The sequence below is a fragment of the Enterococcus sp. 12F9_DIV0723 genome, from assembly GCF_002174375.1.
In the GTDB taxonomy this organism is placed as follows: Bacteria; Bacillota; Bacilli; order Lactobacillales; family Enterococcaceae; genus Enterococcus_A; species Enterococcus_A gilvus.
In genome coordinates, this window is the sequence record NZ_NIBK01000001.1 from 1638305 (window position 1) to 1654560 (window position 16256).

General features: G+C 39.1%; 10 protein-coding genes and 1 other annotated feature. Of the genes, 7 read left to right on the top strand and 3 right to left on the bottom strand.

Features of this window, described 5'->3' with window-relative positions; translation table 11 throughout:
* The first annotated feature begins 205 nt into the window (after positions 1-205).
* The 7 genes from A5868_RS07825 (at position 206) to pheT (ending at position 13112) form a co-directional block, all read left to right on the top strand.
* Complete coding sequence (locus tag A5868_RS07825) at positions 206-637, top strand: universal stress protein (protein ID WP_087654141.1); 432 nt, start codon at positions 206-208, stop codon at positions 635-637.
* 350 nt (positions 638-987) lie between these two features.
* Positions 988-1530 (top strand): signal peptidase I, encoded by a 543-nt coding sequence (lepB, locus tag A5868_RS07830; protein ID WP_010780851.1) that lies wholly within the window; start codon positions 988-990, stop codon positions 1528-1530.
* Between the two features lie 115 nt (positions 1531-1645).
* Complete coding sequence (locus A5868_RS07835; protein WP_086303882.1) at positions 1646-5128, top strand: PD-(D/E)XK nuclease family protein; 3483 nt, start codon at positions 1646-1648, stop codon at positions 5126-5128.
* Positions 5118-8801: a helicase-exonuclease AddAB subunit AddA gene (addA, locus tag A5868_RS07840; protein ID WP_086303880.1), complete on the top strand. Its 3684-nt coding sequence runs from the start codon at positions 5118-5120 to the stop codon at positions 8799-8801. The genes A5868_RS07835 and addA overlap by 11 nt, the downstream gene beginning before the upstream one ends.
* A 66-nt stretch (positions 8802-8867) precedes the next feature.
* Positions 8868-9212, top strand: a complete 345-nt coding sequence (locus tag A5868_RS07845) for a winged helix-turn-helix transcriptional regulator (protein WP_010780848.1) — start codon at positions 8868-8870, stop codon at positions 9210-9212.
* A 47-nt stretch (positions 9213-9259) separates the two neighbouring features.
* Positions 9260-9459: a binding site (T-box leader), on the top strand.
* A 185-nt stretch (positions 9460-9644) separates the two neighbouring features.
* On the top strand, positions 9645-10688 hold the full coding sequence (gene pheS, locus A5868_RS07850; RefSeq protein WP_086303878.1) for a phenylalanine--tRNA ligase subunit alpha: 1044 nt from the start codon (positions 9645-9647) through the stop codon (positions 10686-10688).
* Between the two features lie 6 nt (positions 10689-10694).
* Entirely contained in the window at positions 10695-13112 is a 2418-nt protein-coding gene (pheT, locus tag A5868_RS07855; protein WP_086303876.1) for a phenylalanine--tRNA ligase subunit beta, read from the top strand.
* 62 nt (positions 13113-13174) lie between these two features.
* Here pheT and A5868_RS07860 read toward each other — a convergent pair whose 3' ends face one another.
* Genes A5868_RS07860 through A5868_RS07870 form a run of 3 tightly spaced genes read right to left on the bottom strand, consistent with a single transcriptional unit; the run spans position 13175 to position 16237 of the window.
* Complete coding sequence (locus A5868_RS07860; RefSeq protein WP_010780845.1) at positions 13175-13528, bottom strand: DUF1667 domain-containing protein; 354 nt, start codon at positions 13526-13528, stop codon at positions 13175-13177.
* On the bottom strand, positions 13525-14787 hold the full coding sequence (locus A5868_RS07865) for an NAD(P)/FAD-dependent oxidoreductase (RefSeq protein WP_086303874.1): 1263 nt from the start codon (positions 14785-14787) through the stop codon (positions 13525-13527). Before A5868_RS07865 ends, A5868_RS07860 begins: the two co-directional genes overlap by 4 nt.
* Positions 14780-16237, bottom strand: a complete 1458-nt coding sequence (locus tag A5868_RS07870) for an NAD(P)/FAD-dependent oxidoreductase (RefSeq protein ID WP_086303872.1) — start codon at positions 16235-16237, stop codon at positions 14780-14782. Before A5868_RS07870 ends, A5868_RS07865 begins: the two co-directional genes overlap by 8 nt.
* Positions 16238-16256: the final 19 nt, after the last annotated feature.

Consider the following 16256-nt stretch of genomic DNA (forward strand, 5'->3'; position numbering starts at 1 on the left):
AAAGAGCAACAAGTCCAACGAGCGTTAGCAATAGTTGGCGGTGAATCAATGCTCAATTTATTTTACCACAGAAATATTAGCTTAAAAACTAATATTATTACTATTTTTAGACGATTAATTTAAAAATGCTGTTGGAAGTTGGTGGCATTTTGATTTTCTAGAAAGTTATAAGTGTTGTATAATGATTTTAAGGGAGGCGTTCTCAATGAAAGAAAGTTATAAAAAAATTCTTGTGGCAGTGGATGGTTCTACCGCTTCTACTGATGCATTCAATGAAGCATTGAACATAGCTGAACGTAATGGCGCAAAACTTTTTATACTTACAGTTGTGGATTATAAATTTTCTTTAGGAGATCCAGCATTTATTAATGATGCATTAAAATTCCATCTTAACAATGCTGAAATCGAGCTCGAGCAACTCATTGCTAATTCAGATATCAGTAAGTTGGACTACGAAACTAAAATTGATTCTGGAAATCCTAAACGGAAGATTGTCGATTACGCAGTTGAAACGCAAGTAGATTTAATTATACTTGGATCAACTGGCAAGGGTGCAGTAGAACAAGCAATAGTGGGATCTACTACAGCGTATGTAGTAAATCATGCAAGTTGTAATGTAATGGTTGTAAAGCCATAATTTTAAAGGAAAAAAGAAGGGGTTCTATTCAATCAATGAATAGAACCCCTATTTTTATTGGGATAGTAGGGCTCGAACCTACACCTGTCTCTTATACACATCTAGATGTGTATAAGAGACAGTGCATAATGTGAACGACGCTCTTTTAATGATTCTAAAAATTGAGACATAATAATTCCACCTTTTTGTTTTTTTCTTTGTTAACAATGATTACTTTATCATCTTACAAAAAGTAAGGAAAGAAATATGCTTGAGAAAAAATAAAAAACTTTCTAGCTAAAGAATAACTGCTGATAAATGAATCAAATATGATAAACTACTATTATGATCGTTAGAATGGAGGTTCGCAAGTGAATATAAAAGAGGCAGTAAAGACAATTATTTATTTTTTGATTTTAGCAGCGATTTTAATCGGACTACGACATTTTGTTTTTACACCTGTCGTTGTTAAAGGGGATTCTATGGACCCTACATTAGCAGATGGCGAACGCGTGATTGCTCTAAAGAACACTGAGATCAAACGTTTTGACATCGTAACTTTTCCAGCGCCTGACGATGAAGGGAAAAATTATATTAAGCGTGTAATTGGTTTGCCTGGCGATACGATTGAATATAAGGATGACCAGCTTTATATCAATGGAAAGAAAACGGATGAACCTTATTTGGATGAGTACAAAGGTGAATTAACAGACAGTCAACCGCTGACTTATGATTTTAACTTAAAAGACCTATATGGCTCCGAAAAAATTCCTGAAGGCGAATTATTCGTTTTAGGAGACAATCGTCGCATCTCTAAAGACAGCCGAATCATTGGAATGATCAAGGAGAAGAACATCATGGCCGATGTGAAGTTTGTTTTTTGGCCATTAAATCGATTTGGAACTGTGGACTAGCATTTTTTGCTAGTCTTTTTTTGCGTACTATTTATCTTCAATTATGCGTCTTTTTGACGGAACTGTTATAATAATCGAGTAACATCACTTGAAGAAAAGAGGGGGAACGATAACGATGCCATTACAATTTTTGTTAGGTGCTGGTCAAAACGATTCGGTAGAACGAATGGTCCAAACTGCGGAAGATTGGTTAAAACAAAATATAGAGAATCGTGTGTTTTTCATAGTCCCCAATTATAATAAATTTGAGCAAGAGATTCATCTCTTGTCAGCTATGAAGAAGGGGAACCACACAACAGAATTTAGTACGATACGCACACAAGTTTTTAGTTTCCAGCGACTTGCTTGGTTTTTTTTACAGCGAGATGGACAGGTTCCTGGAAATATTTTATCAGAAGCCGGAAACGCAATGATTTTGCGAAAAATTCTGAAGGAACAACAAGAAGAATTAACGATTTTTCGCGGAGAAGTAAATAAAACAGGGTTTATTCAACAATTGGCAGGTTTTTATCAAGAGATGCAAATTGGAAATGTATCGGTAGAGGACTTAGCCGAAAGTGGAAGCGACCAAGATCAAGTATTGAAATTACAAGATCTTAAAAAAGTATTTGCTGCGTATGAGGACGCATTGCTTGAATACAATGTAGCGAACGAAGACCCGCTACAGTTGCTGCATACGTATTTAGAGAGTCAAAATTTGTCCAACTGCCTGTTTATCGTAAGTGGGTTTACACGATTTAATGCACAAGAGTTAACTATCTTAACTACATTGATGACTTGTGGAGAGCTACTTGTTTCGTTAGAACTTGACCGTCCATATCCTAACGAAGAACCGAATCCTTTGAATTTATTCGCGGACCCTGGAAAAACATATTATCAGTTGAAGAGTCAGGCAGACATTCAAAAAATTCCCGTTCGTACAGATCAATTTTGTCTCAAAAAAACTTCAGTATTCAATCAAGTGGGAGATTTTTGGGCAAATCAGAAAACGAGCGACTTAGCCCATACGAATCAACTAAAGATTACTAAATACGCCACGATCGCCGATGAAATTCGTAAAGTTGGCGAAGAAATTCGTCGATTAGTCAGGGAAGAGGGGTATCGTTATAACGATATTCAAATTTTGCTTCGCAAGCCGCAATTTTATAATAGTGTTTTGCCTGATGTATTTAATAAATTGGACGTCCCGTTTTATTTAGATGAGACGCAAGAGATGGCGGCACATCCGTTAATCGAGTTTTTACAGGCTCTTTTTTTTATGGATAATTACCATTATCGGATTAACGATGTTTTTCGAATGCTCCGTACAGAGCTGTTCGCGCCATTCGATTGGGCGAAGGACGCGTGGTTTGCTGAACAACAACGCTACAGGGAAATGATTGATTTAACAGAAAATGTTTGCTTGGCCTATAATTTTAGAGGCAGCGCGTGGACAAAAGAGGCAAACTGGGAGTTTGTTGATTACGATTTCGAAGCAGAGGTTTTTAAGGATGCAAAGGAATTAGAGTCAACAACAAATGAGGTTCGCCGTTCCGTACAACAAACCGTCCCAGATTTTTTTAAGAAAATAAAACAAGCTGAAAACGGAGTAGAAGCTGCCACGATTTTTTATCACTTCATGGAAGCCAGCGGTGTAAAACGCCAATTGTTGTATTGGCGAGACCAAGAAGTTTCTAAAGGAAATCTTGATAAAGCTCGAAATCATGAGCAAACATGGCAAGCGCTTCTAGATCTTTTGGACGAGTATGTATTGATCTACGGCAACGATTCATTTGAGTGGGAAACTTTCCAAGAAATCTTTTTAGCAGGATTAATGAATCTGACATATGGGAAGATTCCAACCGCCATTGATCAAGTTCGCGTCAACGATTTAGAACTAGCACGAGTAGATCAGATGAAAGTCACTTTTGCTATTGGCTTAAACAACAATGATTTTCCAGCTCGTTTTGATGACAAGGGTCTTTTGACTGCTGAGGAACGTGTTGCTTTTAATCAAAACCTGCCTGAAGGAAAGTTTTTACCGGAAAGCAATAGCTCAAAAGTAAATCGAGAACCTTTTCTGGCTTATTCAGTTTTCTTGTCTGCAACGGATAAGCTTTATTTGAGTGTAGCGACTACTGTAGACGGAGAGAAGAAGTTAGAAGTTTCTTCCTTTTTGAAGCAACTAAGCCAAGGGCTCCATCTTTCAATTAAAGAAAATGAGTCCCTACAATTGATGAGTTTGCCTGAAAACCACTTGGGAACGATTCGAACACTGCTTTCTGACCTTATTGCTCTCAATCGAATGGCACAGGATGAAAATCGTCCGTTACTGCCTGCTTGGAGAGAGTTGCAAAAATTTATTCAAAATAGCACCATCGCTCCAATGGCACAACGAGTTTTTAAAAGCTTACAAGATTTAAATGTCCCGCGTGCATTGCTTCCCGAAACAGCCGAACGCTTGTATGGAAAGAATCTTTATGTTTCAGTTTCACGGATTGAAAACTTTTATAACTGTCAGTATAAATATTTTGCGAACTTTGGATTGGGTTTAAAGGAGCGCACAGTATACGGATTAACTCCAGCAGCTGCGGGAGATTTCTACCATGAAGCATTGGATCATTTTTTCCGTTTGATAAAAGAACAAGGAATTCGATTGGCAGAGTTAAATGAAGCAGAGCGTAACCGATTAGCCGATCAAGTATTGAAAGACGTTTTCGGTGAGTTAAAATTTGCAATTTTGTCTAGTTCAGCACGAATGAACTACATTCGATACCAATTGTCACGCACGATACAAAAAGTCAGTTGGGGATTGGTTCAGCAAGGAATGCGTACAAGTTTTGAACCCCAACAAACCGAGGTTGTTTTTGGCTCTATCGGTGGCGAAAAAGGAATTCCGGGAATTAAATTGCCTCTTTCAAATGGTGGTGAAGTCTCGATCCGAGGGAAAATCGACCGATTGGATCAACTAAGCAGTGCAGAAAGTGACTGGCTAAGTGTCATTGACTATAAGTCGAGTCCGCATAGTTTTAATGTAGCAGATGCCTATTATGGTATCGCCTTGCAATTGATTACGTATTTGGATGTAGCCGTAACAGATTTTAGTCAGGCAAATGACAAGCAAATAAAACCAGCAGGGGCCTATTACCTCCATGTTCATAATCCTGTTCTAAAGGATCCTAAAAATGTCGAAAAAGACATGCTAAAAGCCTATCAATATGATGGCTTGTTTGCAAAAGAGCCGGAGCTATATGATCAGTTAGATCAGAGCTTGCTAGAAAAAGAAAATTCTTTATTGTTCCCAATAAAAAAAGATAAAAATGGACAAACTGTAATCGTGTCACAATCTAAGGATAAGTTTTACGACTTAGATGAAATGGAGCTTTTACGACAATACAATCGAGAAAAAATTCAAAAGGCTGGTAATCAGATTGTTTCCGGAGAAATTAAATTAAATCCGAGTTACAAGAATAATCAACGAATCGCTTGTCAATACTGTCCATTTCGCAGCGTTTGTAAATTTGATGCCATGCTGAAAGAAAATAATTACCACCGCTTAGAGAAGCTCTCAAAAGAGGAAGTTTTGAAACGAATGGAGGACGAACTACATGACAATTAATTTTCCTATCCCTCCAAAGGCGCCAAACGAAATGTACACCGATTCTCAGTGGCAGGCGATTTACGACCAAGGAACCAACTTGTTAGTATCCGCCTCTGCTGGATCTGGAAAAACTGCTGTGCTGGTCCGTCGCGTGATCGAGAGAATCAAACGACAACAATTATCATTAGACCAGCTTTTAGTTGTGACATTTACTGAAGCAGCGGCCAGTGAAATGAAGGAGCGTATCCAATCTGCGCTGCAACAAGCAATCAACGAGGAAACGGATCAAACTTTAAAGAATCATTTTACCCGGCAATTAACGTTACTGCCGATGGCGAATATTTCAACGCTGCATTCATTTTGCTCTAAAGTAATTCAGCGTTTCTTCTATCTAATTGATCTAGATCCGAGTTACCGAATGCTGACAGACGATACAGAAACGATCTTACTAAAAGAGGATGTGTGGGATGAGCTGCGGGAAACGTTTTACGAAGAAAATCAGGAAATCTTTTATCGTTTAACTGAAAATTTTTCAAATGATCGAAGTGATAGCGGATTAGAGGATTTGATTCTTTCCATGTACGAATTTGCCCGGGCAAATCCCAATCCTTTTGAATGGTTGGAAGGGTTAGTAGAAAATTACCGAGTGGAAAGTCTCGTTGATTCCGATTTATTTAAGAATGTTATTCGTCCACAAGTCTTAGAGACTCTACAAGAGATAGAACAAACGTATCAATGGATGATCGCTGCTAGTCAGGGAACTGAAGACCTATTAAAAATCCATGAACTTGCAGAAAAAGAATGGGCGATAACTAAACGCATTGCGCAGCTAGTGACAGAAGGCCATCTGGATGAGGCATTCACTACATTTGAGATGATGAAATTTACTGCATACCCTTCTCCAAGAAAAAAAGAGGTGAAGGAGCTTTATGGAGATGTCATAGCCGAATGTAAAAACTATCGTGACCAAGCAAAGCAAGGTTTGACAAAAATCAAAGAGATGTATTTTTCCGTTTCACCTGAAGAACAGGTAGCACGTCTTTTAGAAGCTCTGCCGATTGTTGAAGAATTGGTTCGAGTGGAAAAACTTTTTATTGATGAGTATTCAGCTAAAAAACGTGAAAAAGGAATGTTGGATTTCAACGATCTTGAACATTTTACCTTACAAATCTTGCAGGCAGAAGTCGATGGAAACAAACCAGCAGAGCTATATTATCAGAAACGGTTTGCTGAAGTCCTGGTTGATGAATATCAAGATATTAATCAATTACAAGAAACAATCTTGCGTTGCTTAAGTTCGGATTCCCCAGGAAATCTTTTCATGGTGGGCGATGTGAAGCAATCCATCTATGGGTTTCGTTTAGCTGATCCGACATTATTCATCGAAAAGTATCATGATTTTGCTGAGGAAAACGATGGACGCAGAATTATTTTAGCAGAAAATTTTCGTTCTCGAAAAGAAGTCCTTGATTTTACAAACTTAATCTTCACGCAGCTGATGGACCAAAAAGTCGGTCAAATAGAATACGATAAACAGGCGGAATTGATTAATGGATTTTCTGCATTTCCAGAAACGGATACTTTTTCACCAGAAGTATTGATCTATCAAAAAAATGGGGATGTGCCAGAATGGATAGAAGATAAATCCATGGGTGAGATTTTTATGACAGCATCTAAGATTCGGCAACTGATCGACGGAAAATTTGAAATTTACGATAAGAAATTAAAGGCGATGCGGCCTGTCCGTTATGAGGACATCGTCATGTTGACACCAACGAGAAGTAATAATTTAACAATCTTAGAAGTATTTAAGCAGCTAGGGATTCCGCTAGCAATCAACGACACTCAAAATTATTTTCAATCGACGGAATTAAGAGTGATGATTTCTTTACTACAAATTATTGACAATCCCTATCAGGATATTCCTTTAGCCGCCGTATTACGATCGCCGATTGTTGGACTTCAAGAGGAGGAGTTAGCACAGATTCGACTAGTTCTTCCGCAAAAAGAGTACTATCAAGCAGTAAAGAAATATATAGAAGACAATGAGGATTCTGTAGCTGAGAAACTTGAACTATTCATTTCGCAATTAAATGATTGGCGGGAATATGCTCGACGTGAAGCATTAGCGGATTTGCTAGTAAAAATTTACAATGAAACAGCCTATTTGGATTATGTTTTAGGAATGCCCGCTGGTCAGCAACGACACGCCAATTTATTAGCACTGATTGAGCGAGCAAAAGATTATGAACGAAGCAGCTTCCGCGGATTGTATCAATTTATCCGATTTATTGAGAAGATGCAGGAGAAAGATAAAGACCTCGGTGAACCTCCGACTGAAGAGCTTCAAGACGCGGTAAGGGTGATGACGATCCACGGAAGTAAAGGGTTGGAGTTCCCGATTGTATTCCTAATGGATATGAGTAAAAGCTTCAATGTGCAAGATACTCGTAAAAATTATGTTTTCGATGAACGATTGGGTTTGGGTGTAAAATTACTAACGCCAGATGTGAGAATTAGGAAGGATACATTGCTTTTCCAAACAGTTAAGCAAAAGAACTTGAATAAATTATTGTCAGAAGAAATGAGAAAGCTTTATGTTGCTCTTACGCGTGCGGAACAAAAATTATTTTTAGTAGGTTCTTATGACGATGAAGAAGCAGCGTTTAAGGAATGGAGCAAAGGCGCATTGAACGACACGCTCGTTTTAGATGCCGGACTTAGAAGCGGTCAAAAAAGCAATTTATTGGAATGGGTAGGACTCACATTATTCAGGCATCCTATCATGGAGCAGTATCAAAAAGAGTATGCAGTAACGCATCCAGTTGCTCTGAAACAACATCCAGCGGTCTTTAAAATAGATTTTATAGATCCGCAAAAAATCGCCGAAGAGGTTCAAAGTTATCTTCCTGAAATTAAAACACTGGATATCCCGCAAGGTGCCATTAATATTCAGCCTATAAAGACAAAGCTTATTTATGAGTATCCTTACCCCGAGGCAACTCGAACGACAAGTTATCAATCTGTTTCTGAACTGAAACGTTTATATGATGACCCTGATAATCGAGAGCCTTTGGATTTGACCACGACAACTGCGCCTACACAGTACCGATTTACTGAAACAGAGCTAGGCGAACCAAAATTTTTAGGAACTAAAAGAGAAGTCTCTGCTGCTGAAATTGGAACAGCGACGCATTTAATTATGCAGCTATTGCCTGTTCATAAAGCTCCCGAAAGTGATACAATTCGTGAATTGATTGATAAATTAGTTTCCCGCCAGACGCTGACACATGAAATTGCCGAAAGAATTTCAGTTGAAAGTATCCAAAATTTCTTTGAATCAGAGATCGGGCAATTTGTGATTCAGAATGCCAGTCGGCTACATCGCGAGGAACCCTTTGCGATGCTGCTGCCTGCAGATCAATTGTTTCAAGACTATCAAAATCAAGACGAGATTTTGATCCACGGGATTATTGATGGGTATTTAGAGTTTGAGGATAAATTGATTCTATATGATTTAAAAACAGACTACTATACGCCAGAAAGAGAAGGACAATTGCTCACTCGCTATCGCGGACAGCTAAATTTATACAAAGAAGCCCTTGAAAAAGCAAAGAAAAAACCTGTCAAAGCAGCATACCTTATTTTCTTACAAGGAGACAAAGCAATTGATTTGTTAAAAACTCCTTAGTGCTAGGCAAGTTATACTTATAAAAGGTAAGTGATGTGCTATACTCTCTCTATCGAGGTGAGAATTATGGAACAAGTAGAAGTAATGGACTTTTCACTCTGTCCAAAATTTGAGAAAGGTTTTCAAATTTTAGGCAAAAAATGGAACGGTTTGATTATTGATGTATTGTTAGAAGGTGGACCTCAAAGATTTGTCGATATTGCTGCGATGATTCCAGATGTCAGTGATCGTGTATTGACCGAGCGGTTAAAAGAGTTAGAAGCAGAAGGTATCGTAGGTCGAGTGATCTCCTGTGGAAGTCAAAAACGAATGGATTATTGTCTGACGAAAAAAGGCGAAGCTTTAAAAACAGTGATGAAGGAAATTCATCAGTGGGGCGATACATGGATTACAGACTCAGAATGTAGTTGATAAATTTTTTGATTTCTTGTAGTATTGGGATAGTCAATTGAATAGTTTAAAAAGCGTTGATGGAAAAGAGTAGTCTTTTTGATCTTTAAGGGAATGTCTGTCGTTGACTGTGAGCAGGCTAAGAAGAGAAAAGATGAAGTTCACTTCTGGAGCTTGTCGTAAGACCGGCATAGCCGTTAAAAAGTGAGAGCGTCAGCTTATGTTTTGTTGACGAATTAGGATGGTATCGCGAGACCTCGTTCCTTTGTGGAACGGGGTCTTTTTTTGCGAGTTTCTCTTCATATCTAGTAAGCGAAAAGAAACTGTCGGCTCTTCACTATGTGGTATTAGACTAAGTCGTGACGGGGATAGGAGTCCATTTAATTCATTTATAATTTGATAGATCATTCGTTGAGGTCTATCTTTTAAAGCAATAGGGAAAGGAAGAAAACAATGAGTTTACAAGAGCAATTAGAAAAACTAAAAAGCCAAACGTTAGAAAAAATCAATGCCGCTGAAGAACTTTCCAATGTGGAAACGATTCGTGTTGAAACGTTAGGAAAAAAAGGACCGATTACGGAAGTATTAAGAGGGATGCGTGATCTTTCAGCCGAAGAACGGCCGAAAGTCGGTGCCTTCGCTAATGAAATACGAGATCTTTTGACGAAAGCCGTTGAGGAAAGAAAAGCGATTTTGACGGAGCGTGCGCTAGAAAAGCAATTAGCAGCAGAATCTTTAGACGTAACTTTACCAGGTAAAAAAGTTTCTCATGGAGCGCGCCACGTATTAACTCAAATTATGGAAGAAATTGAAGATACATTTGTCGGCATGGGGTATCAAGTATTGGAAGGAACAGAAATAGAATCTGATCATTATAACTTTGAACGTATGAATTTGCCTAAGGATCACCCTGCTCGTGATATGCAAGATACCTTTTATATTTCTGATGATGTGTTGCTACGCACCCATACTTCGCCTGTTCAAGCGCGCACGATGGAAAAACACGATTTCTCTAAAGGTGCGCTTCGCATGATCTCGCCAGGAAAAGTTTTCCGTCGCGATACAGACGACGCGACCCATAGCCACCAGTTCCATCAAATTGAAGGATTAGTGGTTGATAAAGGGATTACGATGGGTGACCTGAAAGGAACCTTGGAAGTATTGTTAAAAGAATTATTTGGTGCAGATCGAAAAATTCGTTTACGGCCAAGTTACTTTCCATTTACTGAGCCTTCTGTTGAAGTGGACGTCAGCTGCTTTAAATGCGGAGGAAAAGGATGCAACGTTTGCAAGTATACTGGCTGGATTGAAATTCTAGGTGCCGGCATGGTTCATCCCGATGTATTAGAAATGTCAGGGATAGATTCAAAAGAATACTCTGGCTTTGCATTCGGATTAGGTCCAGATCGAATTGCCATGTTGCGTTATGGAGTCAATGATATTCGAAATTTCTATTTAAACGATGTTCGTTTCTTGGAACAATTCAAGGGGGAGTAAGTAACAATGTTAGTGTCATATAAATGGTTAAATGAATATGTCGATGTGAAAGATGTCGCACCGAAAGAGTTAGCTGATCGTCTTTCATTGACAGGAATTGAAGTAGAAGGCTTAGAATCACCTGAAGAAGGTTTGAAAAAGATTGTTGTGGGGGATGTCAAAGAATGCATTCCACATCCTGATTCGGATCATCTTTCTGTCTGTCAAGTGGATATCGGTGAAGACGAGTTGTCTCAAATCGTCTGTGGCGCACCAAATATTAAAGCGGGTGTTAAAGTGATTGTTGCATTGCCAGGATCTCGTATCGCTGGAAATGTGAAAATCAAAAAAGGAAAAATGCGCGGGCAAGTTTCTAATGGGATGATTTGTTCTTTACAAGAAGTAGGATATAGCGACTCCGTGATTCCTAAAGAATATGCGGAAGGCATTTATTATCTACCGTCCGATGCAATCGCAGGGGAACCTGTTTTTTCATACTTGGAGATGGATGATACAATTATCGACTTGTCAATCACACCTAATCGCGCAGATGCTTTGAGCATTCGCGGCGTTGCACATGAAGTAGCGGCTATTTACGATAAAAAAGTGAACTTTCCCGCTGTAGAATTAAAAGAAGCAACTGAAAAAGCAAGTGATCGAATCAAAGTTTCAGTGACTGACACAAAAGACGCGCCGCACTATGAAATCCGCATTATTGAGGATGTAAAAATTGGTCCAAGTCCACAATGGCTGCAAAATCGTTTGATGAACGAAGGCATTCGCCCGATTAGTAATGTGGTGGATGTAACGAATTATATCTTACTGTTGTTTGGTCAACCGTTGCATGCGTTTGATTATGACAAATTAGGCAGCAAAGAAATTAAGGTTCGTCGCGCAAAAGAAAATGAACCATTAACTACGTTAGACGGCGTAGAACGGACGTTGAATTCAGAAAACATTGTCATCACGAACGGAGATATTACGGTCGCATTAGCTGGTGTCATGGGAGGATTAGATTCAGAAATTTCTGATGAAACCACTACTGTTGCGTTGGAAATGGCGATGTTTGATCATACACTAGTTCGTCGCACCTCACAAAGCTATAATCTTCGAAGTGAAGCTTCGATGCGTTTTGAAAAAGGGATCAATCAAGGAGAAATCAGTTTAGCTGGCGAAGTAGCGGCAGCAATGATCGCGGAATTAGCAGGAGGAAAGGTACTTCAAGGTGCAGTCAAAGGCAGTGAAGTTCATCCTGAAAATGTTGAGGTAAGCACAACACTTGAGAAAGTCAATCGCTTCTTAGGGACAGAGTTGACTCAAGATCAAGTCACGACTATTTTCCATTCACTTGGTTTCGATTCAAACGTACAAAGCGGCGTTACAACGGTCAGTGTTCCTCCGCGTCGTTGGGACATTACGATTGAAGCAGATTTAATGGAAGAAATCGCACGTATCTACGGGTATAATAATTTGCCTTCGACATTACCAGAAGGGCAAACTGTTGCTGGCTTTTTAACTGGCGCTCAAAAAGCTACGAGAAAAGTAAGAAGTCTCTTAGAAGGTGCTGGATTAACTGAAGCTATTAGTTATGCACTGACTACGGAAGAGAAAGCGCAACAATTCTTGTTGAAGGAAAGCAAAGTAACGCGTGTAGCGTGGCCAATGAGTGAAGAACGTTCTACTATGCGGCTAAATTTAATCAGTGGAATGCTGGAAGATTTAGCTTACAATGTAGCTCGTAAGAATAATGATGTAGCTTTTTATGAGATTGGGCATGTTTTCTATCAAAATAATGATCCTAAAAAAGATCTACCGATTGAAGAGAACCATGTTGCAATTGCTGTAACAGGGAATGTAACTAATAAAACTTGGTCAGGAAACGCTGAGTCGTATGATTATTTTGCGGTGAAGGGGCAAGTAGAAGAGTTGATTGAAGGATTAGGACTTACAAAAGAAATTTCATATAAGTCTATTCAAATGACTGAAATGCATCCCGGTCAAACGGCAGGTATCTTTTTAGGGGAAACGTTGATTGGGTTTGTTGGTCAAGTGCATCCTAAAATAGCCTCAAATTATGAATTAAAATCAGCATATGTAGCTGAACTAAATCTGGAAGCTTTGATAGAAACTGAGAAAGCTCCTTTAGTCTTTGAAGCAGTATCCAAATACCCGGCTGTGAGTCGAGATATCGCAATGCTAGTAGAAGAAACAAATACAAATGCAGAGATTGCTGAAGTAATTAAAGCTGCTGCAGGAAAATTCTTAACAAAATTACAAGTATTCGACGTGTATCAAGGCGCAAATATCGAAGCAGGTAAAAAATCTATGGCCTACAATTTAACATTTGTAGATCCTCAAGCAACATTAACTGACGAAGAAATCAACCGTATCATGAATAAAGTAACGAAGAAGCTAGAAGAAAAATTACAAGCCGTTATTCGCTAAAACATAAACAGCCCTCAAGTTTTCTTTGAGGGCTGTTTTTTTACCAGTATTTAAAAAGCAGTTTAGCTTGCTTGCACTTCACTCGTTACAATGACATCAACACCGGTTCCTAAAAGGTTCTCAATTGCAATGTCACCAATCTGAACGGGGGCTTTTAATTGCACGTTGTTTATTTCTTTCATTGCCGTTAATACAGCGTTTTTTGGTATCCCATCCGCCGTTTTTACAGAACAGAGACGAGTGTGTCCGTCATATACAGCAACAGTGGAAGTTACCACACGTACTGGATGAGTGGCTTCAGCTTTTCCATACTTTACGCCTTTATTGCAACTATGACCGCTAACTTGATAATCGTTGGATTCATCTACCGTTAAATGGCACCCTTTTGGACACATAATGCAAATAAAATTCTTCATGTTTTTGACACCTCCTCCACGCACACTTCCATTTCTCCATTCTTAACTTTGTCTAACACTTTTCTCGATAATTTCATTTTTTCCATTTCACCGGGAACGATATAACTTTTTTTCAGCTTTGCTATAATTTCACCTTGTAATTTTACCACAATTTGACTGTCGTCAAATACTTGATTGACGCGGAAGAATAGTTCAATTCTGCGATCAATATTTTCTTGACGAATATGTTGTGGTACCACGTAGGTTACGTGAGCGCCATTTTTCACGGCAATCGTTGTCTCTGTTTTTTGTTCGTGATTCAAAATAAATGAAGCTGCTGAATTTCCTGCTCTTATGCTTTCAGCAGTAACAAAATCAACGAGATCATGAACATGTACGACATTGCCACATGCGAAAATTCCTGGAACAGAGGTTTCCATATTTTCATATACAAACGGACCATTTGTTTTTGAATCTAGCGCTAATTGGGCGTCACGGCTAAGTTCGTTCTCTGGAATCAATCCAACAGACAATAGAATTGTATCGCAATCAAAAATTCTTTCCGTACCAGGTATAGGCTGTCGTTTTTCATCTACTTCGGCGACAACGACTTGCTCTACACGACTTTTTCCACGAATGTCCGTAATTGTGTGGGAGAGATAGAGGGGAATATCATAGTCATCTAAGCACTGGACAATGTTTCTAGTTAACCCCCCAGAATAAGGCATCACTTCAATACAGGCTAAAACCTCGGCACCTTCTAAAGTCATTCTTCGAGCCATGATCAGTCCAATGTCTCCGGACCCTAAAATAATGACTTTTTTCCCAACGAGGTAGCCCTCCATATTGACATATCGCTGAGCGGCCCCCGCAGTGAAAATGCCTGCAGGGCGGCTACCAGCGATTCCTATTGCACCACGAGTCCGTTCACGGCAACCCATAGCGAAAACGATTGCTTTTGACTTCAAAATCTGATAACCCGCTTCTTTATTTACAATATGAACTTCTTTCTCTTTAGTAACCTCTAGAACCATCGTATCCAACAGGACTTCAATAGTTGTTTGATGAATTTTTTTAATAAAACGGTCTGCATATTCAGGTCCAGTCAATTCTTCCTTGAAGTAATGCAAACCAAATCCGTTATGAATACATTGATTCAAGATACCGCCTAATTGTTGATCCCGCTCAATAATTAAAATATCATTGATCCCATTTTCATAAGCTGCCATGGCTGCAGCCAATCCAGCAGGACCGCCGCCGATCACAATCAAATCATGCATGTTTGTATCCACCTTTCGTTTCCTCTACTAGGAGGTAGCTGCCTTCATGATCTTGTAAGATTTCTAATGGAGACTCTTTTAATTCATCTGCTAAGATTTCAACCACTCTTGGCCCACAAAAGCCACCCTGACAGCGTCCCATGCCAGCGTTGCATCTGCGCTTGATTCCATCCACTGAAACGGGAGGAATAGGGGAATGAGCAGCAGCTCTGATTTCACCCTCAGTGATTGTTTCGCAGCGGCAAATCACTCGACCATAGTCTTTATTGTCAGAAATAAGACTATTTTTTTCATCTAGACTGAGTTCTTGGAAAACAATTTTTTTACGAGAATCTATAAATGATTGTTTTTTATCAAACTTTTTTTGAACAGATTTTTCAAGTAACGAGATACCATAAACAGCAATTGCGGGTGCAGAGGTGAGTCCAGGAGACTTAATGCCAGCTAAATCAATAAAACCAAAATCTACTTCTTGTAAAACAAAATCATCTGTAGAATTATTTGCTCGAACGCCTGAAAAATTCCGAATAGATTGGCGCAAATTCAAAGCAGGAATCGATTTTTTTGCTAAATTCGCAACAAAATTTAAACCTTGGACCGTGTTGCCGGTATCTCTTCCAGTATCCAGCTCGTCTTTAAAGATTTTTTCAGAATTCGGCCCGACGACTAAATTCCCATGAACAGTAGGGCTGATTAAAACACCTTTACCAACACTAGAAGGGCACTGGAAAATCACATGGTTGACTAGCGATCCTTCTGATTTGTCTAGTAAATAATACTCTCCGCGATTTGGAGTAATTTCAAAATTAGGAGCAGCAATCATAGTATGAATATCATCTGAATGGATACCGGCGGCATTGAATACATATTTTGTTTGATACTGTCCTTGATTTGTTGTTATTTTGTAACCCGCTTGATTTTTTTCGATGGCCATCACGCGGTTATTTCGTGCAATTTCTACACCGTTAGTTACTGCAGTTTCTGCTAATGCCAAACAAAATTCCCACGGATTAACAATTGCGGCAGTTGGAGCAAACAATGCTCCTAATGCATTTTCGGAAAGATTTGGCTCCTTCTCTAACAATGCTTTTTGATCCAATACTTCTAAACCGGGCACGCCATTCTGTACGCCCCGTTCATAAAGCAATTCGACGAGAGACAATTCTTCATCTGAAAAAGCAACGACAAGTGAGCCGATTTGATCATAGTGAACAGAAAGCTTTTTACAGAGTTCTTTTGCGCGTTCAGCGCCTTCAACATTTAATTTTGCCATAAGAGAGCCTGGTTCAGGATCAAAACCCGCGTGCATTATAGCGCTGTTGGCTCTGGTAGCGCCTAAGCTGACATCATTTTCAGCCTCTAATACTAATGTCTTCAGGGAATACTTACTCAGTTCATAGGCAGTCGCGGCACCAACGATTCCGCAACCGATTACAATTACATCATACATAGATTTTCCTCCTAAATCG

Bases quoted from the DNA above. Each gene is read 5' to 3' on its own strand.
- A5868_RS07860 (WP_010780845.1), bottom strand. From the start codon at position 13,528: ATGAAGAATTTTATTTGCATTATGTGTCCAAAAGGGTGCCATTTAACG.
- pheS (WP_086303878.1), top strand. From the start codon at position 9,645: ATGAGTTTACAAGAGCAATTAGAAAAACTAAAAAGCCAAACGTTAGAA.
- A5868_RS07835 (WP_086303882.1), top strand. From the start codon at position 1,646: ATGCCATTACAATTTTTGTTAGGTGCTGGTCAAAACGATTCGGTAGAA.
- A5868_RS07865 (WP_086303874.1), bottom strand. From the start codon at position 14,787: ATGCATGATTTGATTGTGATCGGCGGCGGTCCTGCTGGATTGGCTGCA.
- addA (WP_086303880.1), top strand. From the start codon at position 5,118: ATGACAATTAATTTTCCTATCCCTCCAAAGGCGCCAAACGAAATGTAC.
- A5868_RS07825 (WP_087654141.1), top strand. From the start codon at position 206: ATGAAAGAAAGTTATAAAAAAATTCTTGTGGCAGTGGATGGTTCTACC.
- A5868_RS07870 (WP_086303872.1), bottom strand. From the start codon at position 16,237: ATGTATGATGTAATTGTAATCGGTTGCGGAATCGTTGGTGCCGCGACT.
- A5868_RS07845 (WP_010780848.1), top strand. From the start codon at position 8,868: ATGGAACAAGTAGAAGTAATGGACTTTTCACTCTGTCCAAAATTTGAG.
- pheT (WP_086303876.1), top strand. From the start codon at position 10,695: ATGTTAGTGTCATATAAATGGTTAAATGAATATGTCGATGTGAAAGAT.